This window comes from Amycolatopsis echigonensis (assembly GCF_002846615.1).
Lineage (GTDB): Bacteria > Actinomycetota > Actinomycetes > Mycobacteriales > Pseudonocardiaceae > Amycolatopsis > Amycolatopsis echigonensis.
This window is the reverse complement of sequence record NZ_PJMY01000003.1, coordinates 5,913,891-5,932,488: the sequence shown is the minus strand read 5'-3', so window position 1 is coordinate 5,932,488 and position 18,598 is coordinate 5,913,891. Positions and strand designations below refer to the sequence as shown.

Here is an 18,598-nt window from a genome sequence, read left to right as displayed (position 1 = left end):
GGCCGAGTGTCAACGGACGCAGCGGACGACGTCCAACGCGAAGCCGACATACTGGCGGGCGACCGTTTCCGGCGACGACGGACCCTTCGGCGACCACCATTGCGGCAGGGCGGTGCACAGCGTGACCACCGCGCGGGCCGCCTCCTTCGGCAACGGCGTGGCCATCAGCCCTCGCCGGCAACCCTCGACCACCTCGTCGTCGACCATGTGCTGCATCTCCTGGCGGACGGCCGCGATGCGGATCCGGTTCGGCTCCTCCAGGCTGCGCATCTCGCTGGCGCCGATGAAGCCGAGTTCACGCCGGTGGGTGTGGTAAAGCGCCAGGCATTCGACAAGGCGGGTGAACCGGTCGACGGGTCCGTCCGCTTCCGCTCGCGCCGCCCGGGCCCTGCTGAGCAGGTCGTCCATCGTCAGGTCCAAGAGGGCGACAAGGAGATCCTGCTTCGTCGGCCAGTGATGGTAGACGCCGGGCACGGACAGGCTGGCGCGCGCGGCGATGTCGCGGATGGTCGCCCCGTGATAACCGAGCTCGACGAACGCTTCGAGCGCACCGGCCAGCGGCGGATCCAGCCGCAACGGCGGGAACTCGCGCCATCCTCCCTCAGCGAGGACCGGGACGCCCCGCAGCCGCGCCTCGTCGACGCCCAGAAGCTCCGCCGCTTTGCCGAGCCGGACGTCGTCGACCTTCGTGCGCCCGTTCTCCACCGCGCTCCACGTCCCGGCGCTGACGCCGAGCGCTTTGGCCGCCTCGCGCAACGTGAGCCCTGCCGCGGTCCGAGCGGCGCGCAGCCGGGCACCCAGCTCCCGCCGCGCGTCGTGGTCCTCGGCCGAGATCCCCCGTGTTGCCACCGCATTCGCCCTCTCGCCGCTTGACAGTGAAGCACTGCTCGGGGATCGTACTCGACAACGTGTTCAGTTTTACCGTTCGACCGCTCGGGATTGAAGGATTGGCCGCATGCCGACTGAAGTCAGCCCGCCAGGGGTGTCCGTGTCCGCGCTCGAGGAATTCCTCGCGAGGGCGGTGCCCGGGCTTCTCACCGGGCCGCTCCGGGCCCAGCTCGTGTCGGGAGGCCGGTCGAATCTGACCTATCTGCTGACCGACGGCTCGGGCCGGTGGGTGCTGCGCCGCCCGCCGCTGGGGCATGTCCTCGCCACCGCGCACGACATGGACCGCGAGTTCCGGGTCCTCAATGCACTGCACCCGAGCGAGGTGCCGGTGCCCGAACCGGTCGTCCGAGGCGGGCCGGAGGTGCTGGGGTCCCCGTTCTACGTCATGGCCTTCGCCGACGGCGACATCCTGCGCGAACGTGCGCAGCTGGAAGCTTTCGAACCCGGTGCGGCCGCGCAGCTGGCGGACTCCCTCGTCGAGGTTCTGGTCCGCCTGCACCGGACCGATCCCGCCGCCGTCGGGCTGGCCGACCTCGGACGGCCGGACGGTTATCTCGAACGCCAGCTGCGCCGTTGGGCACGCCAGCTAGCCGCGTCGCACAGCCGGGACCTGCCCCGGCTGACCGCATTGGGCGAGCGGCTCGGCCGCCGGATTCCGCACAGCGGCCCGGCAGCGATCGTGCACGGTGACTACCGGTTGGACAACCTCGTCGTCGACCCCGGGACCGGGAGCGTGACGGCCGTCCTCGACTGGGAAATGGCCACCCTCGGCGACCCGCTGACCGACCTCGCCTCCGCGGTGGTGTGGTGGGACGGCATGAACGGCCTGGACAGCCCCGTCGCCGCCGTGCCTGGGGAAACGCCCGGCTTCCCCGACGGGCAGTTCCTGATCGACGCCTACGCACGCCGCAGCGACCACGACCTGTCTGCTCTGCCGTGGTACCTCGGATTCGCTTTCTACAAGATCGCCGCGATCTTCGAAGGCATCCACTACCGCAGCATTCAGGGCCTCACTGTCGGCGACGGGTTCGAACGACTCGGCGCGCTGGTGCCCGCACTCGTCGAACGCGGCCACTCCGCACTCGGCTCCTGACCGGAAGAACGCAAAGGACATCCATGGACATCACTGGCGCATCCGCTGTCGTCACCGGCGGCGCGAGCGGGCTCGGCCTCGCCACCGCCCGCGAACTGGCTGACGCAGGCGCACAGGTCGTGCTGCTGGACTTGCCGACCAGCGACGGCGAACAGGTCGCCGCCGCGTTCGGCGGATCGGCGGTGTTCGCCGCGGCCGACGTCACCGACGAGGTCGCGGTGTCGGCCGCGTTCGACGCCGCGGAAGCTCTCGGCCCCGTCCGCGTGGTCGTGAACTGCGCTGGCATCGGCACCCCGGCGCGGGTGCTGACCAAAGAGGGCAAGGCCGCGCCGCTGGCCGCTTACCGGAAGATCGTCGACGTCAACTTGGTCGGCTCGTTCAACGTCCTGCGGCTCGGCGCGGAACGCATGCTGCACGCGGACCCGGAAGGCGAGGAACGCGGAGTCGTCGTCAACACCGCGAGCGTCGCGGCATTCGACGGCCAGGTCGGGCAAGCCGCCTACTCGTCCAGCAAGGGCGGGATCGCGGGGATGACCCTGCCGGTCGCCCGGGACCTGGCGCAGCACCGGATCCGGGTCGTCACCGTCGCACCCGGCCTTTTCGACACCCCGCTGATGGCCACCCTTCCCGAGGAAGCACGGGTCTCGCTCGGCGCCCAGGTGCCGCATCCCAGCCGGCTGGGCGATCCCCGGGAATACGCTTCGCTGGTCCGGCACATCGTCGCCAACCCGATGCTGAACGGCGAGGTCATCCGGCTCGACGGCGCGATCCGGATGGCCCCGCGCTGATCCCTCCGGCACCGCCCGCTCCCGGCAATTCAAGGAAGAATCCACAGGAGTACCGATGTATCCCGGAACTTACGCGGAAACCGATCCGGACAGAGCAGCTGTCATCATGGCCGGCAGCGGGGAACGGCTCACTTTCGGCGAGCTGGAACGGAATTCTCGCCGGCTCGCACACCGGCTGCGGGCCGAGGGCTTTCGACGCGGAGACGTAATCGCGCTGTTGTCCGGAAACGATCCGCGCGTCTTCGAAGTGTACTGGGCCGCCCAGCGTTCCGGGCTGTACGTCACGGCGATCAACAAATTCGCCAGTCCTGACGAACTTCGCTACATCCTGGAAGACAGTGGCGCCCAGGCCCTTTTCCTCGGGCCGGGCACGGCCGACGCCGCGACCGGGCTCGTCGCCCGCGACACGGTCCGCTACGCGGTGGCGTTCGGCAGTCCGCCGAACGGCGAGGACGGCTGGCTCGACTACGCCGCCGAAATCGCGTCGGCGCCCGGCACGCCGCTCGCCGACCAGCCGCGCGGCGGCGACATGCTCTACTCGTCGGGCACGACCGGCCGGCCGAAGGGAATCCGGCCTCCGCTGCCCGATCGGCAGGTCGGCGAACCGGGCGACAGCATGGTCGCGGTGTTCGGCGACCGGATCGGGCTGGACGCCGAAACGGTGTTCCTGTCCCCCGCGCCGCTGTACCATGCCGCGCCGCTGCGGCTGTGCGCCACTGTGCAAGCACTCGGCGGCACCGTCGTCGTGATGGAGAAGTTCGACGCGCAAGCGGCGCTGGCCGCGATCGAAAAATATCGCGTGACCCACAGCCAATGGGTGCCGACGATGTTCGTGCGGTTGCTCAAGCTCCCGTTCGAGGTCTGTCGTCGTTACGACCTCTCGAGCATGAAGATCGCCGTGCACGCCGCCGCGCCCTGCCCGCCGGAGGCCAAGCAGCAGATGCTCGAGTGGTGGGGCCCGATCCTGCACGAGTACTACTCGTCGACCGAAGTCGCCGGAATGACCTGGATCAGTCCGGACGAATGGGCCGCCCACCCCGGGTCGGTTGGCCGGCCGATCCTCGGCATCCTCCGCATCTGCGACGAGGAAGGTCACGAAGTCCCGACGGGAACCGTCGGAACGGTGTACTTCGAACGCGACGAATGCCCCTTCGAATACCACAACGATCCGGAGAAAACCCGCACCGCCCAGCACCCCCAGCACGCGAACTGGACCACTGTCGGCGATCTCGGCTACGTCGACGACGCGGGCTTCCTCCATCTCACCGACCGCAAGGCGTTCATGATCATCTCCGGCGGGGTCAACATCTACCCGCAGGAGATCGAGGACGCCCTCACCATGCACCCGGCAGTCGCGGACGTCGCTGTCGTCGGCGTGCCCGACCCGGAGATGGGCGAGCAAGTGAAGGCGGTCGTCCAGCTCGCAGAAGGAAAGGCCGGGAGCCCGGAGCTCGAGGCGGAACTCATCGCACACGTCCGTTCCCGGCTCGCCGCGTTCAAAACCCCGCGGACCGTCGACTTCGTCGACAGCCTGCCCCGCACCCCCACCGGAAAACTCGTCAAGGGCCCGCTCCGGGACCGCTACCGGGCCGCTGCCCGCTGACCCCTCGTCGGAGGACGACCACCATGACCACCCTCCAGGGCCGCACCCTGCTCATGTCCGGCGGGAGCCGCGGAATCGGCCTCGCGATCGCGGTGCGCGCCGCGCGCGACGGGGCCAACGTCGTGATCCTCGCCAAAACCGACCAGCCGCACCCTCGCCTCCCCGGCACCGTGCACACCGCGGTCGCCGACATCGAACACGCCGGCGGGCAGGCGGTGGCAGTGGTCGGGGACGTACGGCGGGACGAGGACGCCGAGCGCGCCGTCCGGACCGCGGTGGATCGCTTCGGCGGCATCGACATCGTCGTCAACAACGCCAGCGCGCTGGACCTGCGCAGCACCGCGGACATCACGATGAAGAGCTACGATCTCATGCAGAGCATCAACGCCCGCGGGACGTTTCTGCTCAGCAAGCTCGCCATCCCACATCTGGCCAAGAGCGACCGCGCGCACATCCTCACCCTTTCCCCGCCGCTGGACCTTCGTCCGCAATGGGCAGGCAGCTACCTGGCCTACACGATGGCCAAGTACGGGATGAGCCTGGTGACCCTCGGACTCGCCGAGGAGCTGCGCGAGCAACGCATCGCCGCCAACTCGCTCTGGCCGCGCACCACGATCGCCACCGCCGCAGTAGCGAACCTGCTCGGCGGAGAGCACGGCGTTTCCCGAGCCCGCACCCCTGAGATCGTCGCCGACGCCGCGCACGCGATCCTCGTCCGAGACAGCACCGATTGCACCGGAAACTTCTTCATCGACGAGGACGTCCTCCGCGAAGAAGGCGTCACCGACCTCGCTCGCTACCGCGCCGGCGAAAGCGGCCAGCCACTCGACGCCGACCTCTTCCTCGACCCGATCGGAGACGGCCAATGAGCCTCGTGTCGTACACCTGCCGCGACGGCGCCGCCTGGATCCGCTTGACCGACAGCAGCCGGGGCAACCCGCTCAGCCAGGCCATTGTGGACGAACTGGCCACCGCGGTCCGGCAAGCCCGGCACGACGACGCCCGGGTCGTCGTCCTCGCCGCGGAAGGTCGCGCCTTCAGCGTCGGCGGCGACGTGTCCGCATTCGCGAGCGCCGACGACGTCGAACAGGCCATTGACGACCTGGCGGAAGCCCTGCATCGCACGATCAGCGAACTGCACCGGATGGACGCCGTGGTCGTCTCGGTCGTGCACGGCGCCGCCGCCGGCGCCGGCCTGGCACTCGCGGCGGCCGCCGACCTGGTCCTCGCCGGAGCGTCAGCCCGATTCACCCTGGCCTACACCAAACTCGGCTTCACTCCCGACGGCGGGACCTCGCTGCTCACAGCTTCGCTCGGGCTCCACCGCGCGCTGCACCTCGCACTCCTGAATCCGGTGCTGACCGCGGAGCAAGCCCACGCCTTCGGGCTGGTCGCCCAGGTCCACCCGGACGACGAACTCGCGGCGGCGGCGGAACAGGTCGTCCGACAACTCGCTGCGGGCTCGAGGGCGGCACAGGTCGCAACCAAGCGACTGCTCCGGGAGGCGGCTGCTCCAGCGGCCGAAACGCTGCTGCGCCGGGAAACTCTGTCGATCCGCGCACGGGCGGCTTCCCCGGACGGCCGTGAAGGCGTGGCTGCGTTCGCGGAGAAGCGCACGCCCGAATTTCCCTCGAACTAGCCGGGCTAGGACACGCTGCGTTGCTGCCGCTCGACGCCACCGCAAGACGGCGGCCCTCAGGCACATCCGTGTCCCGCAGGAAATTCGCGCCCGCTCACTTCCGGCCCGCGCGCGAGGTCGTAAAGCCTGGAATGGCCGAGCGGGGGTGCTCGCAGTCGAGATGCCACTTGGGGTGCGCGCCGGGCAGGCAAGCGGCGTGTCGTCGGATTCGCGGGCCGCCCGAGAGCGATCGCCCGACCGGATCAGATCGATGCTCGCGCCTCGCGTCTCATGCGATCGTGCTGTGCGTTCGCCTGCGAGGCTAGGATCAGCAAGCACGTTGCGTCAACCAGAATCATCCTTCGGCACCGCGGAATTCTTCCCGTCGCGCGACCGGTGCCAGATGACGCGCGTGATCGCCGAGCGCGGGCTTCCAGGCCGAGCGTGCGACGGCGGCCGAGTCCAGGCGCTAGTCCACGCAGGTGCCGTACTGTTGTTCCCTACCAATACGCAACTCGTGCGCACCGCCTTCGCTCGCACGAGCGGGCAGGCCCCGACAGCCTCCGGTTCAATGGCCTGAGCGAAGAGCAGGCCCGGACGATTCCTGCTCGGACCGAACCAGCTCCTGCCCCGGTTCCTGTTTCCGGGCCGCCCGGATCCGGTCGAGCGCGCCGCCCGCCGCCGCCTCCGTCACTCCGCCGAAAGAATCGTTACGACACAAGCGTTCCCGTCCATGCCCGCGGCTCCCCCGCCCATCGTCTCGACCAGCCCCACTCGGTGCCGGGCCACCTGCCGGTCACCGGCGTCCCCGCGCAACTGCCACGCGATCTCGGCCAGTTGCGCCATTCCGGTCGCACCGAGCGGGTGGCCGCGCGAGAGCAGGCCGCCGCTCGGGTTGACCGGCTGCGCTCCGTTCCGCGCCGTGTGGCCGGACGGCGCGAGTTCCGCGCCCTTTCCCCGCGGTGCGAGGCCGAGCGCCTCCAGCGTGACGATCTCGCCGATGGTGAACGCGTCGTGCACTTCGAGCACATCGACTTCCTCCGGCGAGCGGCCCGCTTGCGCGAACGCCTGTTCCGCGGCCCGCGCCACGCTGGCGAACCCCCATACGTCGGGGCTCCGGTGGTCCCACAGCGCGCCCGAGACCATCGCACTCGCCTCGACCCGCAGGTCGCGGGGGTTCCCGCGCGCACCGCCGACAATCGCCGCCCCGGCGCCGTCAGAGGTCGGGCAGCACTGCAGGAACGTCAGAGGTTCGGCGATCATCCGCGATTCCAGCACCTCGGCGACGGTCGGCGCCGAGGACCGCAGCTGCGCGCGCGGATTGTCCATCCCGTTGGCCTTGTTCTTCACCGCGATCGCCGCCAGCTGCTCCGGCGTCACACCGAACTCCGCGACGTAACGCTGCGCCTGCAGGGCATAGAGCCCGGGCAACGGCAGCGATGCCGCGCCCTCCGGGTCGCTCGCCTCGGGCACGATCGCACCGGAGAACAGCGTGGACATCTGGTCCACCCCGAGGACGAGCACGCACCCGAACCGCCCGGCCCGGACCGCTTCGACGGCTTCGTGGTACGCGCTTGTCCCGCTGGCACACGCGTTCTCGACGGTCCACATCGGAATTCCAGGCAGCCCGATTCCGCGCTGCACACGCGTGGCGACGCCGGGCGGGCCGAATACGGAGCCGACCACGATCGCCTCGATCTGGCCCGGCCTGACCTCCGCGTCCCGTACCGCCTCGGCGATCGCGTCCCAGGCCAGGCTTTCCACCCGCCGGTCGGGGAACCGGCCGTAGTCCGAAGTGCCCACGCCCCACAGCATCGGCTGGTTCACGAGCGCACCTCCTGCGCGGCCACCAGGTCGCCGCCGTCAGTCCCGGTGATCCGCGCTCGCGTACCCGGCGGCACCGCGGCCAGCTCCGCGAGGTGGACGAGCACCCGCGGCCCGTCGTCGAGATCGAGGTAAGCCAGGCCGAACGGGGCCCGGCGAACACCGACTGGAATCGCGACGACGGTGGCGGACCACACGGCGCCCGTCGGCGCGAAGCGCTCGGGTGTCACTTCCCCCTGGCACACCGGGCACCACGGGATCTCGTGCTGCGCCGAGGGGTACCGGCAAGCAGCGCACCGCACGCCCAGGACCGCGGTACCGTCGAACACCGGCCTCGGGTCGGCGACGGGCAACCCTCCGGCCGCCGCCCCGGACCGCCGTTTCGTCGGCCGTCCCACGCCCAGGTCCGTCATCAGTGGTCTCCCTCCAGAGTCAGGGAGAAGTCGCCCGCTTCAATGTGGAGATAGGCCCCTACCGACGTCTCCACCAGCTCGCGGATGAACCGGACCTGGCTGCCCGTCGGGGAGAAGTCCCGGTCCCGCCGCGGGGTGGCACGCATGACGTCGATATCGTTCTCCGGGACCAGCAGCCGCAGGATCAGCTCGTCGTCGCTGATCGACCGGCCGAACCGCTCGCGCAGCTCGGGCAGGCTCGGCTGCGGCGGTTCCCAGTTCTCGTAGCTCGCCGCCTTCGGCGAGCTCATGATGGTGTCGAGCACGTTCTCGTCGATCGGGGCGACGGGCTTGCCGTAGAAACCGTGCGCGTAGATCATCACCTCGTCCGGGACGACCGAATACCGGGACCCGGTCACTACGTTCAGCACCGCCTGGGTGCCGACGAGCTGGGAAAACGGTGTCGCCATCACGGGGTAGCCGAGTTCTTCGCGCACTCGGGACATCTCGTCGAGCACTTCCTCGAAGCGCTCCGCCATCCCGCGGTCCCGCAGCTGTGCCTTGAACGTGCCCGCCATGCCGCCCGGCAGCTGGTGCCGGTACTGGAAAAGCGAGTACTCCGCAGGTTGCCCGACCGGAAGATCCTCGTACTCGGCGACCCGCAGCAGATGCTCTTCCACCGGACCGAACCGCGACTCGTCGAGGTCCACGTCGAACCCGGCGTAGCGCAGGTTGGCGACCGTGTTCTCGGTGGAGGGCAAGGACACTCCCGCCGCGAGCGGCCTGCTCGCGGTGTGCACCCGGTCGGCCCCGGCGAGCAGGCCCTCGAGGTAGTTCAGCGGGGCGAGCGCGTTGTTGCTGTGAAAGTGGATTTCGACGGGCAGCTCACCGGCCGCGCCCTTGATCGCCGCGACCAAGGTCCGCGTGCGTTGTGGCGTGAGCAACCCGGCCGCGTCCTCGAGTTCGATGCCGTCGGCCCCGAGCGCGACGAGTTCTCGCGTGCGCGCCGCGTAGTACTCGTCCGTGTGGTACGGGCTGTCGGCGTAGAGGATGCACGGAAGTGCCTGCGCCCCTTCGGCTTGCACCGTCTTGACGAGCCTGCCGATCTTGTCGGTGTTGAACAGCCCGTCGTAAATCCAGAAGCTGCCGATGCCGTGCGCACACAGCCGTTGCACCCACAGGTCCATCACGCTGTCCGCCGTCAGGCCGAACGTGACGATGCCGTTGCTGCGGGTGCCCGCGCGCACGGTCGTCCGCGGCATGGCTTTCGACAGCGAGATGAGCTGCTCCCACGGGTCCTCTTTGCAGTGCCGCACCAGGACTTCGAAGATCGAGCTGCCCACGAGATCGATGGTGTGGAACCCGGTGCGGTCGAGCTCGGCGGCCATGGGCAGGCCCATGTCCTTGCGCAGCCGCATCCCCCACCAGCTTTGCGGACCGTCCCGCAGGGTCTGGTCCACGATCTCGATCCGGCGACGGGTTCCATCGGCGCCCCGCGGGGCGCAGTCCAAGTAGCTCATGCGCTCTTCTCCAGGTAGTCGGGCAGACCGCGTGTGGCGATCCAGTCGGTGGTGACGGTCGCGGCCCGGAAGTCGGGGTGGTCGAGTGCGGCGCGGGCGAACTCCGCCGTCGTCGGGACGCCGGTGACCCGCAGGGCGCCGAGCGCGGCCACCATCCGGTCCGCCGCCGCGTCCCGGTCCGGGCCGTGCGCGATGATCTTGGCCAGCAGCGAGTCGTAGAACGGCGTGACCACATACCCGGTTTCGCAGTGGCTGTCGACGCGGATGCCTTCTCCGTCCGGGGCGCGCCACTCGGCGACGGTGCCCGGGCGGGGGAGGAATCCGCGGGCCGGGTCCTCGGTGGTGATGCGGACCTCGATGGCGTGCCCGACGAGCCGGATGTCGTCCTGGGCGAGTTTCAGGCGCTCTCCGGCCGCGACGCGGATCTGCTCGGCGACCAGGTCCACCCCGGTCACCAGCTCGGTGACCGGGTGCTCGACCTGGATGCGGGCGTTGAACTCGAGGAAGGCGTAGTCGCGGGTGTCGGCGTCGTAGATGAACTCGACGGTGCCGGCGCTGTCCAGGCCGAGCGCCTCGGCGAAGCGGACGCCGCTGCCGCGGATGTCCTGTCGGATCTCCTCCGGCAGGTTCGGCGCCGGTGCTTCCTCGACCACCTTCTGATGGCGGCGCTGCAGCGTGCAGTCGCGCTCGCCGAGGTGCAGCACACTCCCGTGCTTGTCGCCGAGCACCTGGACCTCGATGTGGCGCGCGTTGCGGATGAACCGTTCGACATAGAGCCGGCCGTCGCCGAAGGCCGATTGCGCCTCGGCTTTCGCCGACGGCCACCGGTCTCGCAGTTCCGCCTCGGTCTCGATCACCGACATGCCCCGCCCGCCGCCGCCGGCCGCGGCCTTGAGCAGCACCGGGTACCCGAGTTCGCCCGCGGCGCGGACAGCGTCCGCCGCGGACTCCAGGACCGGCGAACCGGACAGCACCGGGATTCCCGCCGAGCGGGCCAGCTCCCTGGCTCGCGCCTTGTCGCCCGCCTGCGCGACCGCTTCCGGCCGAGGGCCGATGAACGTCAGCCCCTGCGCGACGCAAGCCGCCGCGAACTCGGGATTCTCGGAGAGAAACCCGTATCCGGGATGGACCGCGTCACAACCCGCGCCCACCGCCGCGCTGAGGACCGCGTCGGTCTTCAGGTAGCTCTCCGTCGCCGGGCCGGGCCCGACGCACACCGCGCGGTCGGCGAGCCGCGCGGCCATCCCGCCGCGGTCCACAGTGGACGTCGCGACCACCGATCCGATCCCGAGCTTCCGGCACGCGCGCACGACCCGGACCGCGATCTCGCCCCGGTTCGCGATCAGGACCCGGCGCACGCTAGTCATCGTCCGGCCTGATCACGAAGAGCAGCTGGTCGTACTCGACCAGTCCGGCGTTCTCGGCGCAGACTTCGACCACGACGCCGGATCGCGGGGCGACGACCGGGTTCATGAGCTTCATGACTTCGACGATCGCCAGCTGCTGGTTCGCCGTCACCGGTTGCCCTGGCTCGACGAACGGCGGCTCGCCCGGGCTCGGGGCGACCCAGAACGCGCCCACCGCGGGCGAACGGACCTCGACGCAGCCTGTCCGGTCCACCGGTTCCGGCACCGCCGACGCAGGAGAAGGCACGGGATCAGGTGCCGGCTCGGCGTCCGCCGAAGCCGCGGCGGATGCGGATGCCTCGGCGGGCGGCGGGGCGGGCCGGGCCGGCGCGGCCGGTGGCCCTTCCTTGCCCGCGGTGATCCGCATGTCGTCGAGTTCGAGCGTCATGGCGGTCCACCCGGACTCCTGGAACGACCGCAGGATCTCCCGGACTTCCCGGTGAGTGACGCGCTCGGAAATGGTCATGAAACGCTCCTCTGCTGGGCAATCGCGGCGAGCAGCACCGGCAGGCGATGCGGCGTCACGATCTCCTCGACGCCCGCGTCCAGCGCCGCGCGCACACCTTCCGGGGTGCAGAACACCGCGCCGCACACGGTTTTCGTGCCGGACGGGATTTCCGGGACGTCCCCGGCCGCCACGCTGTCGGCGTCGAACACCGCACCGGCGGCGGTGGTGCTCGCGGTCAGCGTCGTCGCTCGCTGCGCCCATTGCGTGAGCCGTCGCAGGTCCTCGTCCTCGCTCTCGTCGACGGCCTGCGTCGGCAGTTCGCCGGCATAGACGACACCGCAGGTCGCGTCCACCGTGACGGTGCGGCCGACAAGCGCATCCACTGTTCCCGCGCCGCAGCCGACGACGCACGGCGTGTCGAGCGCCCGGCTGACCACGGCGGCATGCGACGTCGCCCCGCCCTGCTCGGTCACGACGGCCGCGGCCGCGATCATGCCGTGCACGTCGTCCGGACTGGTCGATTTCCGCACCAGCACGCAACCCGGGTTCGCCTGCGCCGCTTCAGGCGTGTCCACGACGACGCCCGTGGCCACGCCCGGGCTCGCACCGACGCCCCGTGCCACCGCCTCGGCCGTCTCGGCCGCGCCGGGTGCGATTTCCGGCCGGAGCAGGGTCCGCACCTGCTCGGCGGTCACCCGTCGCACGGCCTCTTCCGGTTCGAGTACGCCCTCGTCGACCAGCTCGACCGCGATCCGCACTGCCGCGCGGGCGGTGCGCTTGGCCGGACGTGCCTGCAGCAGGAACAATTCGCCGTTCTGCACGGTGAACTCGATGTCCTGCGCGTCCCTTCCCTCGCGGTCGAGGCATTCCGCCGCGGCGAGCAGTTCCGCGTGCACCCGCGGCCAGCGCTCCGCCAGATACGCCAAGGGTTTCGGGGTGACCCGGCCGGACACGACGTCCTCCCCCTGGCCGCGCGGCAGGTACTCGCCATACGGTTCCCGCGCGCCGTCGACCGGGCTGCGAGTGAACAGCACCCCGGTACCCGAATCGTCGTCGAGGTTGCCGAACACCATCGCCTGGACCGTGACCGCGGTGCCGAGATCCTCCGGGATGCCGTAGTGCTTCCGATACGCGACCGCGCGGCGGGACCGGCTCGACCGGAACACCGCGGCGACGGCGGCGTGCAACTGCTCCCACGGGTCCACCGGCACCGGCTCGCCGATGTCGTCCGCAATAGCCGCGCGCACCGCGCCCGTGTCGGGCAGATCCTCGAGTTCTTCGGTGCAGCCCAGCACCAGCCGGCCGTAGAAGCCGGTGAACCGCCGGTGCACCTCAGCGGCGAACGCGGGGTCACCGGTCTCGGCGGCGAGCGCCGCTTCGACCGTGTCGTTGCACCCGAGGTCGAGGATGGTGTCCATCATCCCGGGCATGCTGACCGCGGCCCCGGACCGCACCGACACCAGCAGCGGACGTTCGCCCCCGCCGAACGTCCGGCCGAGTTCCCTTTCCAGCAAACGGATCCCGGTGGTCAGCTCGTCGGCGAGGCCGTCGGGCAGCCCGTCACCGGCGAAGTACGCCGCGCACGCCTCGGTGGTCACCACGAACGCGGGCGGCACCCGCAGCCCCAGCGAGCGCATCCGCCACAGGCTCCACGCTTTGCCGCCGACCAGGTCGCGGCTCGGCTCCGGCATGCCCGCCCGCGGGACGACCAGCCAGCGCAATCCCGTCGTCGCGGTCATTCCGGCCGCTCCCGTCCGGTCAGCCGCAGGAGGTGCTCGTGCAGCTGGAACCACACCGTGTGCACCGAATCCACGCGGACTCCGCTGACGTAGTCGGTCTCGCCGCCCTCGGCCCGGGTCAGCGCCGTGCCGATCCGGTCGAGGAAACGCTCTACCAAGGGGTCCGCCGCGCTGAGCGGCCGCAGGACCTTGGCCGTCTTCTCGTGCACCCGGCCCAGCTTGCCGACGATCTTGGCGTCGTAGCCGGCGTCCCCGTGGTCGTTGGGCACCCGGTCGCCGTCGACCTCCACCGTCTGCCAGTCCGTGGTGAGGCTCAGGATCTGCTTGTTCACCCCGGTTTCGAAGGCGTCCATCGCCTCGGTCACCGCGTCGTCCGCCCGCAGCGCGGCGAACGCCGACGGGTACACGCCGTCCAGGAACGCTCGCCCGGCCGGCGTGATCATGAAGCTCCCGCGTGCGGCGAGCACCGCCCCTTCGGAGACGGCTTTCTCGAGCGCGGCTTCGACGTCCGCGACCGCGAGGCCGTTGATGTCGGCGAGCTGTTCGGCTGTGCCGAGCTGACGCAGGGTCAGCGTGTGCACGGCCAGCTCGTATGTGTCCAACATGGACAGTCCTTTCAGGATCGTGCCGTCATCCGGTCGCGCACCTCGCGGCGCAGCGACTTGCCGACGGGGCTGGTGGGCAGCTCAGGCCAGATCTCGACCGTGCGGGGCCGTTTGAAGCCGGCGAGGCGGTCCGCGCAGAACGCGACGAGCTCATCGGACCCGACGGCGGACCGGGTGACGACCGCGGCGGCCACGCGCTCGCCCCACTTCTCGTCCGGCAGGCCGACGACCGCGGCCGCGGCGACCGCGGGATGGGCGAGCAGCGCGTCCTCGACCTCGCGGGGGTAGACGTTGAACCCGCCGCTGATGATCACGTCGTGCCGCCGGTCGAGCAGGTGCAGGTAGCCCTCGTCGTCCCAGCGCCCGATGTCGCCGGTGTGCAGCCAGCCGTCCGCCTCGATCGTCGCGGCGGTGGCCTCCGGGCGACGCCAGTACCGGCTCATCGTGTGCGGTCCCCTGGTCAGCACTTCGCCCACCTCACCGGGGCCGAGCACCTTTCCGTCGGTGTCGCGCACCTGCACCTCGACGAAGGTGTAAGGCTTTCCCGCGGCGGTCAGGCGTTCCGGGGTGTGCTCCCACGGCTGCAGGCACGTGATCGCCAGCGGCGCTTCGGCCTGACCGTAGAGCTGCGCGAAGACCGGCCCGAGGAGCTGGATGCCGCGGCTGAGCACCGTGGTGGCGATCGGCGCGCCGCCGTAGCAGATGCGTTCCAGCGCGAGGTCGGCGTTCGCCGTCGCCGGATCCTCCAGCAGCATCGCGATCATGGTCGGCACCATGAACGTCGCAGTGGCCCGGTATTCGCACGCGGCTTCGAGGAACGCGGCGGGCGAGAACTTCGGCAGCACTACGTTGGCCGCGCCCTTCACCAGATGCGGCAGGAAGAAGGCGCCGCTGCCGTGCGTGATCGGCGCCGCGTGCAGCATGACCGACCCCGGGTGCAGGTTCGGCAGCAGGTCCACCAGGAAGTTCGCCACCTCGGCCAGCTCGCTCGCGGTGGTCAGCACGACGGCCTTGGGCTTCCCGGTGGTCCCGCCGGTGTAGGCCAGCCGCAGCGGCTCGTCCGGCTCGCGGCGCACGTCGCAGGGTTCGGCCGGAGCCGACTCGATCAGGCCAGGCAGTTCTTCCGCGGTGATCGCGATTTCCGTCGGCGCGGGCGCTTCCCCGGCGTGGATCAGCGCCCTGGCTTGGGAATCCTCGATCTTGAACGCCAGCTCGCGCGCGGTTTCCCTGGCATTGAGCGGAACCCGCACGAGCCCGGACTTGGCCAGCGCGTAGTACGCGACCACACCGTCGATGCCGTTGGGCAGCAGCACCGCCACCCGGTCCCCCGGCTCCAGTCCGCGCGCGAGCAGCGCGTTGCCGAGGCGATCGGTCAACTCGTCGAATTCGGCGAAGCTCACGACGCGCTCGCCGTCGATCAACGCCGGCGCGTCGCCGTACTGGCGGCCCGCCCGGCGGATCAGGTCACCGATCTGCATCGCCGGCTCCGTGCAGGTCCGCCCGGCGCAGGCTCGAGCCACGGCCTTCGAGAGTGCGCGATCCCCGCTGTGCCAGGCGGTACAGCTCGTCGGCTTCCGGCGACCCGTGGTGCCATTTGACCCATTCCTCATCGCGGTACCGATGCGCGCCGTCCAAGACGGCCGGGGTGAAGCCGCGGGCCCGGCGGTTGTACTCGTCGAGGTCGATCCGGCCCGCCGTGGTCGTCCACAGCCCGTTCTTCGCGGGCAGGCTGCTGGATCCCGACAGGCGGTCGCCCGCGGTGGGCGCGAAGTCGTCGTCGGTGAGCACCGAGTACGGGATCCCGGTGAGCATGTTCTGGTTCAGCCCGGAATAGCGGGCCATGCCGTACTCGTTGGTCTTCTGGTGCGGGAATCCCAGCAGCCCTACCATTTCGCCCAGGTTGTCCCGGCCGTATTCGTCGTTCATCAGCGGCTTGAACCGCTGCACGCGGTCGTCCAGGGACAGCCAGTCCTCCTGGCGGTAGGTGCCGGCCAGATGCGCGAAGTCCTTGGCCACCGAGGAATACACGAGCGCGCCGGCGTCGATCATCTGCTCGCGGGTCCAGGTGGCGATCCGCTTCCACAGATCCGCGGTGGCCTCGTTGAGGATCTCGCGGTACTGCTCCATGGTTTCGGCGAGCGTCTCGGCGCTGTCCATGCCGACCGGCACGTACCCGTCGGACAAAGCGTCCGATGTGTACAGTCCGACCGCCGCGATGTTCGCCACGTCGTAGCTCGGCTCGGCTTCGAACGACGCCCAGTCGTCCATGAGGTGGAAGTTGGTGTCGGAGAAGACGATCGGGATCGTCAGGTTGGCGAACGGCAGCCGGGTCGCGATGCCGTCCAGCCACGGATAGTCGCCCTCGGTCAGCTCGAAGAAGTCGCGCACGATCAGCTGCCGGTTCTCGCCGAAGTTGTACGGGCCGCTGTTGTGCAGCCCGATCCGGCATTCGCAGTGGGCCAGGAACGCGTACTGCGACAGCTGCGCGACGAGCTTGGTGGCCGCGGTGTGCAGCCGGTCGCCGGGTCGCACGCCGTGCAGATCCGCTTCGAACACCTGCAGCGTCCGCTCGGGCAGGAATTGGCTGCGGTCGCCGAACTCCTTGTTGGTGGCGTGCCCGTCGTTGCGGTGGTACGCCAGGTTGAACCGGCGCGAGAAGTCGAGTACGTCCACCACGTCCTCGACCGCGTCGCCCGCGCGCAGCAGCCCCCAGTTCATCAGCATTTCCCGGCCGATGAGATAGAAGGCGGGCATCCCCCACGCCGCGTTGACAGTGTCCACTTTGAGGCTGACCTCGCGGGCGCGGTCGCCGAGCTCCTCCGCCGGGGTCGCCGCGTCGATCTCGCGCAGCAGCGTCGGCAGGCGGTAGAACGAGTTCAGGTAGCTCAGCAGCATGTACGGATTCATCGGGAACAGCTTCGACTCCTGCACGGTGCGCGTGATGCACAGCCAGTACGTGGTGTCGGAGAGGTTCCGCAGGTAGCTGTTGGTCTCCAGCAGGGACCGGTAGTTCAGCTCGGTCATCGTTCAGCCCTCGTTCCCGATCAGCCAGATCCGGGCGTGCCCGGTGTCGCCGGTTTCGTACGCGTCGGCCGCGGGCGGCGCCGCGGTCACCTCGATCTCGACGACGTCGCCGTCGGAGAGGGTGTCGATCTTGCAGTTCATCAATGTGGGCACGTCGTACTCCCGCGCGAGGATCCCCAGGTGGGAGCGCACCGTTCCGCCCAGGCAGACGACCCCGGCGAAACCTTCGATGATCGGCGCGGTGAGCGTGCCGCCGGAGTCGTCGATGACGGCGATGGTGCCCTCGGGGATCCCGTCGGCGAGATAGCCCATGACCTGTTCGATCTTGGAGATCAGCGCGACGGGGCCGGTGACCGACTCGGCCTTGCGGATCACGTTGTCCCCGACGCCGACCTGCCTGCGGCCGTCCGCGGCGCCTTCCGCGGCGAACGACTTGGCGGCGCGTTCGGGCCGCTTGTATTTGTCCGGTTCGGACTCCAGCGACACCGTCGCCGAGAAGTCGAACCGATAGCCGTCGTCGAGCGCTTCCTGCTCCACCGCTTGGGCGTCGGAACGGGAGAACAGGTCGAACTGCCGCTCGAACACCACGTCCTTCCATCGCGCGCCGGTCGCGGCGAACCGCCGCGCGGCCAGCTCCCGCACGGCGGCGTTGAAGCGGCCGGGCAGCGGCAGGATTTCGGCCGACCCCCATTTGGGAGGATTCACCGTGGATTCGGACATCGCCACCTCGCTGTGGTTCGTTGCCTTTCGCTGAAATCCAAAGCTAGGTATGCTGGCCGATGTGACACAGTCCACGTTGGTGGACAGTCCGGCGTCGACGATGACGGCCACGTCCCCGCAGAGCCGGGCTCGTTCGCCCAGACGAGCATCCCTGGCCAGGGATGACTACGAGCGCGCCTTCGACGTGCTCGAGCGGTGCGACATCGCACCTTCGGTGGTCGACTTCAAGGAGAGCGTCGTCGAGGCGCTGCAAGAACATTTCGCCCTCAAGCACGTGTCCTTTTTCGCCGGCGCGACGTTTCACAACGTATTCGGCGACGTCGCCCCGCTGACCGAGGGAAACACGTCGAAGATGCTGCCGGAGTACCAGGAGCGCTGGGCACGCCACGACGTGTTCGGCACCCCCGCGGCGACGCGGCAGCTGGTTTCCAGCGGGGTTTCTTCCCTGGCCGAACTCACGTCCCAGGCCGCGCTGCCCGCCTCGGCGGACGCGTACGTGCGGCATTTCCTCGTCGCCACCTGGCGGATGGAGACCGCGGCCGCGCTCCGCGTGGAGCTGCCGGACGGACATTTGGCGCTGATCGGGATGTTCGACCCGGCACCGGACAAGCTCGGGGCGCACGAACTGGCGACGCTTCGGCTGCTGAGCAGGCAGCTGTCGGTGATCTGCCGCAGCCTGCCGATGTCGCGCTCGCAGGCGGCGGTGAGCCGGCTGTCCGAGCGGCAGCGACAGGTCGTGCGGCTGGTGGCGGACGGGTTGTCGAACGCGCAGATCGCGGAAACCCTTTCGCTGGCCGAGGACAGTGTGAAGAAGTACGTGAGCCGGATCCTGGGTCTCACCGGCTGCCAGTCCCGGATGGAACTGGCGCTGCTCTCCCGCTCCTGCCGGACGTGACGAAGAAGGCCGCGGATCTTTCCGATCCGCGGCCT

At 69.9% G+C, this 18,598-nt stretch carries 17 protein-coding genes; 6 read left to right on the top strand and 11 right to left on the bottom strand.

Annotation, left to right across the window (positions count from 1 at the left end; all coding sequences use genetic code 11):
* Positions 1–9: 9 nt before the first annotated feature.
* Positions 10–849 carry a TetR family transcriptional regulator gene (locus ATK30_RS33215; protein WP_244194801.1) on the bottom strand — a complete coding sequence of 280 codons (840 nt, stop codon included), beginning with the start codon at positions 847–849 and terminating at the stop codon, positions 10–12.
* Positions 850–955: 106 nt separating this feature from the next.
* On the opposite strand from ATK30_RS33215, the gene ATK30_RS33210 reads away from it, so the two are divergent.
* Genes ATK30_RS33210 through ATK30_RS33190 form a run of 5 tightly spaced genes read left to right on the top strand, consistent with a single transcriptional unit; the run spans position 956 to position 6,011 of the window.
* Positions 956–1,981, top strand: coding sequence for a phosphotransferase family protein (locus ATK30_RS33210; protein ID WP_101438743.1), 1,026 nt, complete (start codon positions 956–958; stop codon positions 1,979–1,981).
* A 23-nt stretch (positions 1,982–2,004) separates the two neighbouring features.
* Positions 2,005–2,769, top strand: a complete 765-nt coding sequence (locus ATK30_RS33205) for an SDR family NAD(P)-dependent oxidoreductase (protein WP_101438742.1) — start codon at positions 2,005–2,007, stop codon at positions 2,767–2,769.
* Positions 2,770–2,824: 55 nt separating this feature from the next.
* Entirely contained in the window at positions 2,825–4,372 is a 1,548-nt protein-coding gene (locus ATK30_RS33200) for an acyl-CoA synthetase (protein WP_101438741.1), read from the top strand.
* Positions 4,373–4,395: 23 nt separating this feature from the next.
* Positions 4,396–5,241, top strand: coding sequence for an SDR family oxidoreductase (locus ATK30_RS33195; RefSeq protein ID WP_101438740.1), 846 nt, complete (start codon positions 4,396–4,398; stop codon positions 5,239–5,241).
* Complete coding sequence (locus ATK30_RS33190; RefSeq protein ID WP_101438739.1) at positions 5,238–6,011, top strand: enoyl-CoA hydratase-related protein; 774 nt, start codon at positions 5,238–5,240, stop codon at positions 6,009–6,011. The genes ATK30_RS33195 and ATK30_RS33190 overlap by 4 nt, the downstream gene beginning before the upstream one ends.
* A gap of 669 nt (positions 6,012–6,680) precedes the next feature.
* Here ATK30_RS33190 and ATK30_RS33185 read toward each other — a convergent pair.
* From ATK30_RS33185 to ATK30_RS33140, 10 genes are read right to left on the bottom strand one after another with little or no spacing between them, the layout of a single operon-like run.
* A complete protein-coding gene (locus ATK30_RS33185; protein WP_101438738.1) occupies positions 6,681–7,817 on the bottom strand; it encodes a thiolase family protein in 1,137 nt (378 codons plus the stop codon).
* Positions 7,814–8,227, bottom strand: a complete 414-nt coding sequence (locus tag ATK30_RS33180) for an OB-fold domain-containing protein (protein WP_101438737.1) — start codon at positions 8,225–8,227, stop codon at positions 7,814–7,816. Before ATK30_RS33180 ends, ATK30_RS33185 begins: the two co-directional genes overlap by 4 nt.
* Entirely contained in the window at positions 8,227–9,726 is a 1,500-nt protein-coding gene (locus tag ATK30_RS33175; RefSeq protein WP_101438736.1) for a carboxyltransferase, read from the bottom strand. Before ATK30_RS33175 ends, ATK30_RS33180 begins: the two co-directional genes overlap by 1 nt.
* On the bottom strand, positions 9,723–11,093 hold the full coding sequence (locus ATK30_RS33170) for an acetyl-CoA carboxylase biotin carboxylase subunit (RefSeq protein ID WP_101438735.1): 1,371 nt from the start codon (positions 11,091–11,093) through the stop codon (positions 9,723–9,725). The genes ATK30_RS33175 and ATK30_RS33170 overlap by 4 nt, the downstream gene beginning before the upstream one ends.
* The gene (locus ATK30_RS33165; protein WP_101438734.1) at positions 11,086–11,598 is read right to left on the bottom strand and encodes an acetyl-CoA carboxylase biotin carboxyl carrier protein; all 513 of its coding nucleotides are present in this window, start codon (positions 11,596–11,598) and stop codon (positions 11,086–11,088) included. The genes ATK30_RS33170 and ATK30_RS33165 overlap by 8 nt, the downstream gene beginning before the upstream one ends.
* Positions 11,595–13,319, bottom strand: coding sequence for a pyruvate, phosphate dikinase (locus ATK30_RS33160; RefSeq protein WP_101438733.1), 1,725 nt, complete (start codon positions 13,317–13,319; stop codon positions 11,595–11,597). Before ATK30_RS33160 ends, ATK30_RS33165 begins: the two co-directional genes overlap by 4 nt.
* A complete protein-coding gene (locus ATK30_RS33155; protein ID WP_101438732.1) occupies positions 13,316–13,924 on the bottom strand; it encodes a hypothetical protein in 609 nt (202 codons plus the stop codon). Before ATK30_RS33155 ends, ATK30_RS33160 begins: the two co-directional genes overlap by 4 nt.
* Positions 13,925–13,935: 11 nt before the next feature.
* Positions 13,936–15,402, bottom strand: coding sequence for a class I adenylate-forming enzyme family protein (locus tag ATK30_RS33150; protein WP_101438731.1), 1,467 nt, complete (start codon positions 15,400–15,402; stop codon positions 13,936–13,938).
* Complete coding sequence (locus ATK30_RS33145; RefSeq protein ID WP_101438730.1) at positions 15,389–16,948, bottom strand: hypothetical protein; 1,560 nt, start codon at positions 16,946–16,948, stop codon at positions 15,389–15,391. Before ATK30_RS33145 ends, ATK30_RS33150 begins: the two co-directional genes overlap by 14 nt.
* Before the next feature lie 3 nt (positions 16,949–16,951).
* Positions 16,952–17,668: a PEP-utilizing enzyme gene (locus ATK30_RS33140; protein ID WP_101441194.1), complete on the bottom strand. Its 717-nt coding sequence runs from the start codon at positions 17,666–17,668 to the stop codon at positions 16,952–16,954.
* A 61-nt stretch (positions 17,669–17,729) separates the two neighbouring features.
* Here ATK30_RS33140 and ATK30_RS33135 point away from each other — a divergent pair, with 61 nt between their 5' ends.
* On the top strand, positions 17,730–18,563 hold the full coding sequence (locus ATK30_RS33135; protein ID WP_208637467.1) for a helix-turn-helix transcriptional regulator: 834 nt from the start codon (positions 17,730–17,732) through the stop codon (positions 18,561–18,563).
* Positions 18,564–18,598 lie beyond the last annotated feature (35 nt).

What these genes read in the sequence shown, in the direction of transcription:
- ATK30_RS33140 (WP_101441194.1), bottom strand. Translation starts at nt 17,668, where the DNA reads ATGTCCGAATCCACGGTGAATCCTCCCAAATGGGGGTCGGCCGAAATC.
- ATK30_RS33170 (WP_101438735.1), bottom strand. Translation starts at nt 11,093, where the DNA reads ATGACTAGCGTGCGCCGGGTCCTGATCGCGAACCGGGGCGAGATCGCG.
- ATK30_RS33210 (WP_101438743.1), top strand. Translation starts at nt 956, where the DNA reads ATGCCGACTGAAGTCAGCCCGCCAGGGGTGTCCGTGTCCGCGCTCGAG.
- ATK30_RS33180 (WP_101438737.1), bottom strand. Translation starts at nt 8,227, where the DNA reads ATGACGGACCTGGGCGTGGGACGGCCGACGAAACGGCGGTCCGGGGCG.
- ATK30_RS33200 (WP_101438741.1), top strand. Translation starts at nt 2,825, where the DNA reads ATGTATCCCGGAACTTACGCGGAAACCGATCCGGACAGAGCAGCTGTC.
- ATK30_RS33190 (WP_101438739.1), top strand. Translation starts at nt 5,238, where the DNA reads ATGAGCCTCGTGTCGTACACCTGCCGCGACGGCGCCGCCTGGATCCGC.
- ATK30_RS33150 (WP_101438731.1), bottom strand. Translation starts at nt 15,402, where the DNA reads ATGCAGATCGGTGACCTGATCCGCCGGGCGGGCCGCCAGTACGGCGAC.
- ATK30_RS33155 (WP_101438732.1), bottom strand. Translation starts at nt 13,924, where the DNA reads ATGTTGGACACATACGAGCTGGCCGTGCACACGCTGACCCTGCGTCAG.
- ATK30_RS33145 (WP_101438730.1), bottom strand. Translation starts at nt 16,948, where the DNA reads ATGACCGAGCTGAACTACCGGTCCCTGCTGGAGACCAACAGCTACCTG.
- ATK30_RS33165 (WP_101438734.1), bottom strand. Translation starts at nt 11,598, where the DNA reads ATGACCATTTCCGAGCGCGTCACTCACCGGGAAGTCCGGGAGATCCTG.
- ATK30_RS33175 (WP_101438736.1), bottom strand. Translation starts at nt 9,726, where the DNA reads ATGAGCTACTTGGACTGCGCCCCGCGGGGCGCCGATGGAACCCGTCGC.
- ATK30_RS33195 (WP_101438740.1), top strand. Translation starts at nt 4,396, where the DNA reads ATGACCACCCTCCAGGGCCGCACCCTGCTCATGTCCGGCGGGAGCCGC.
- ATK30_RS33160 (WP_101438733.1), bottom strand. Translation starts at nt 13,319, where the DNA reads ATGACCGCGACGACGGGATTGCGCTGGCTGGTCGTCCCGCGGGCGGGC.
- ATK30_RS33205 (WP_101438742.1), top strand. Translation starts at nt 2,005, where the DNA reads ATGGACATCACTGGCGCATCCGCTGTCGTCACCGGCGGCGCGAGCGGG.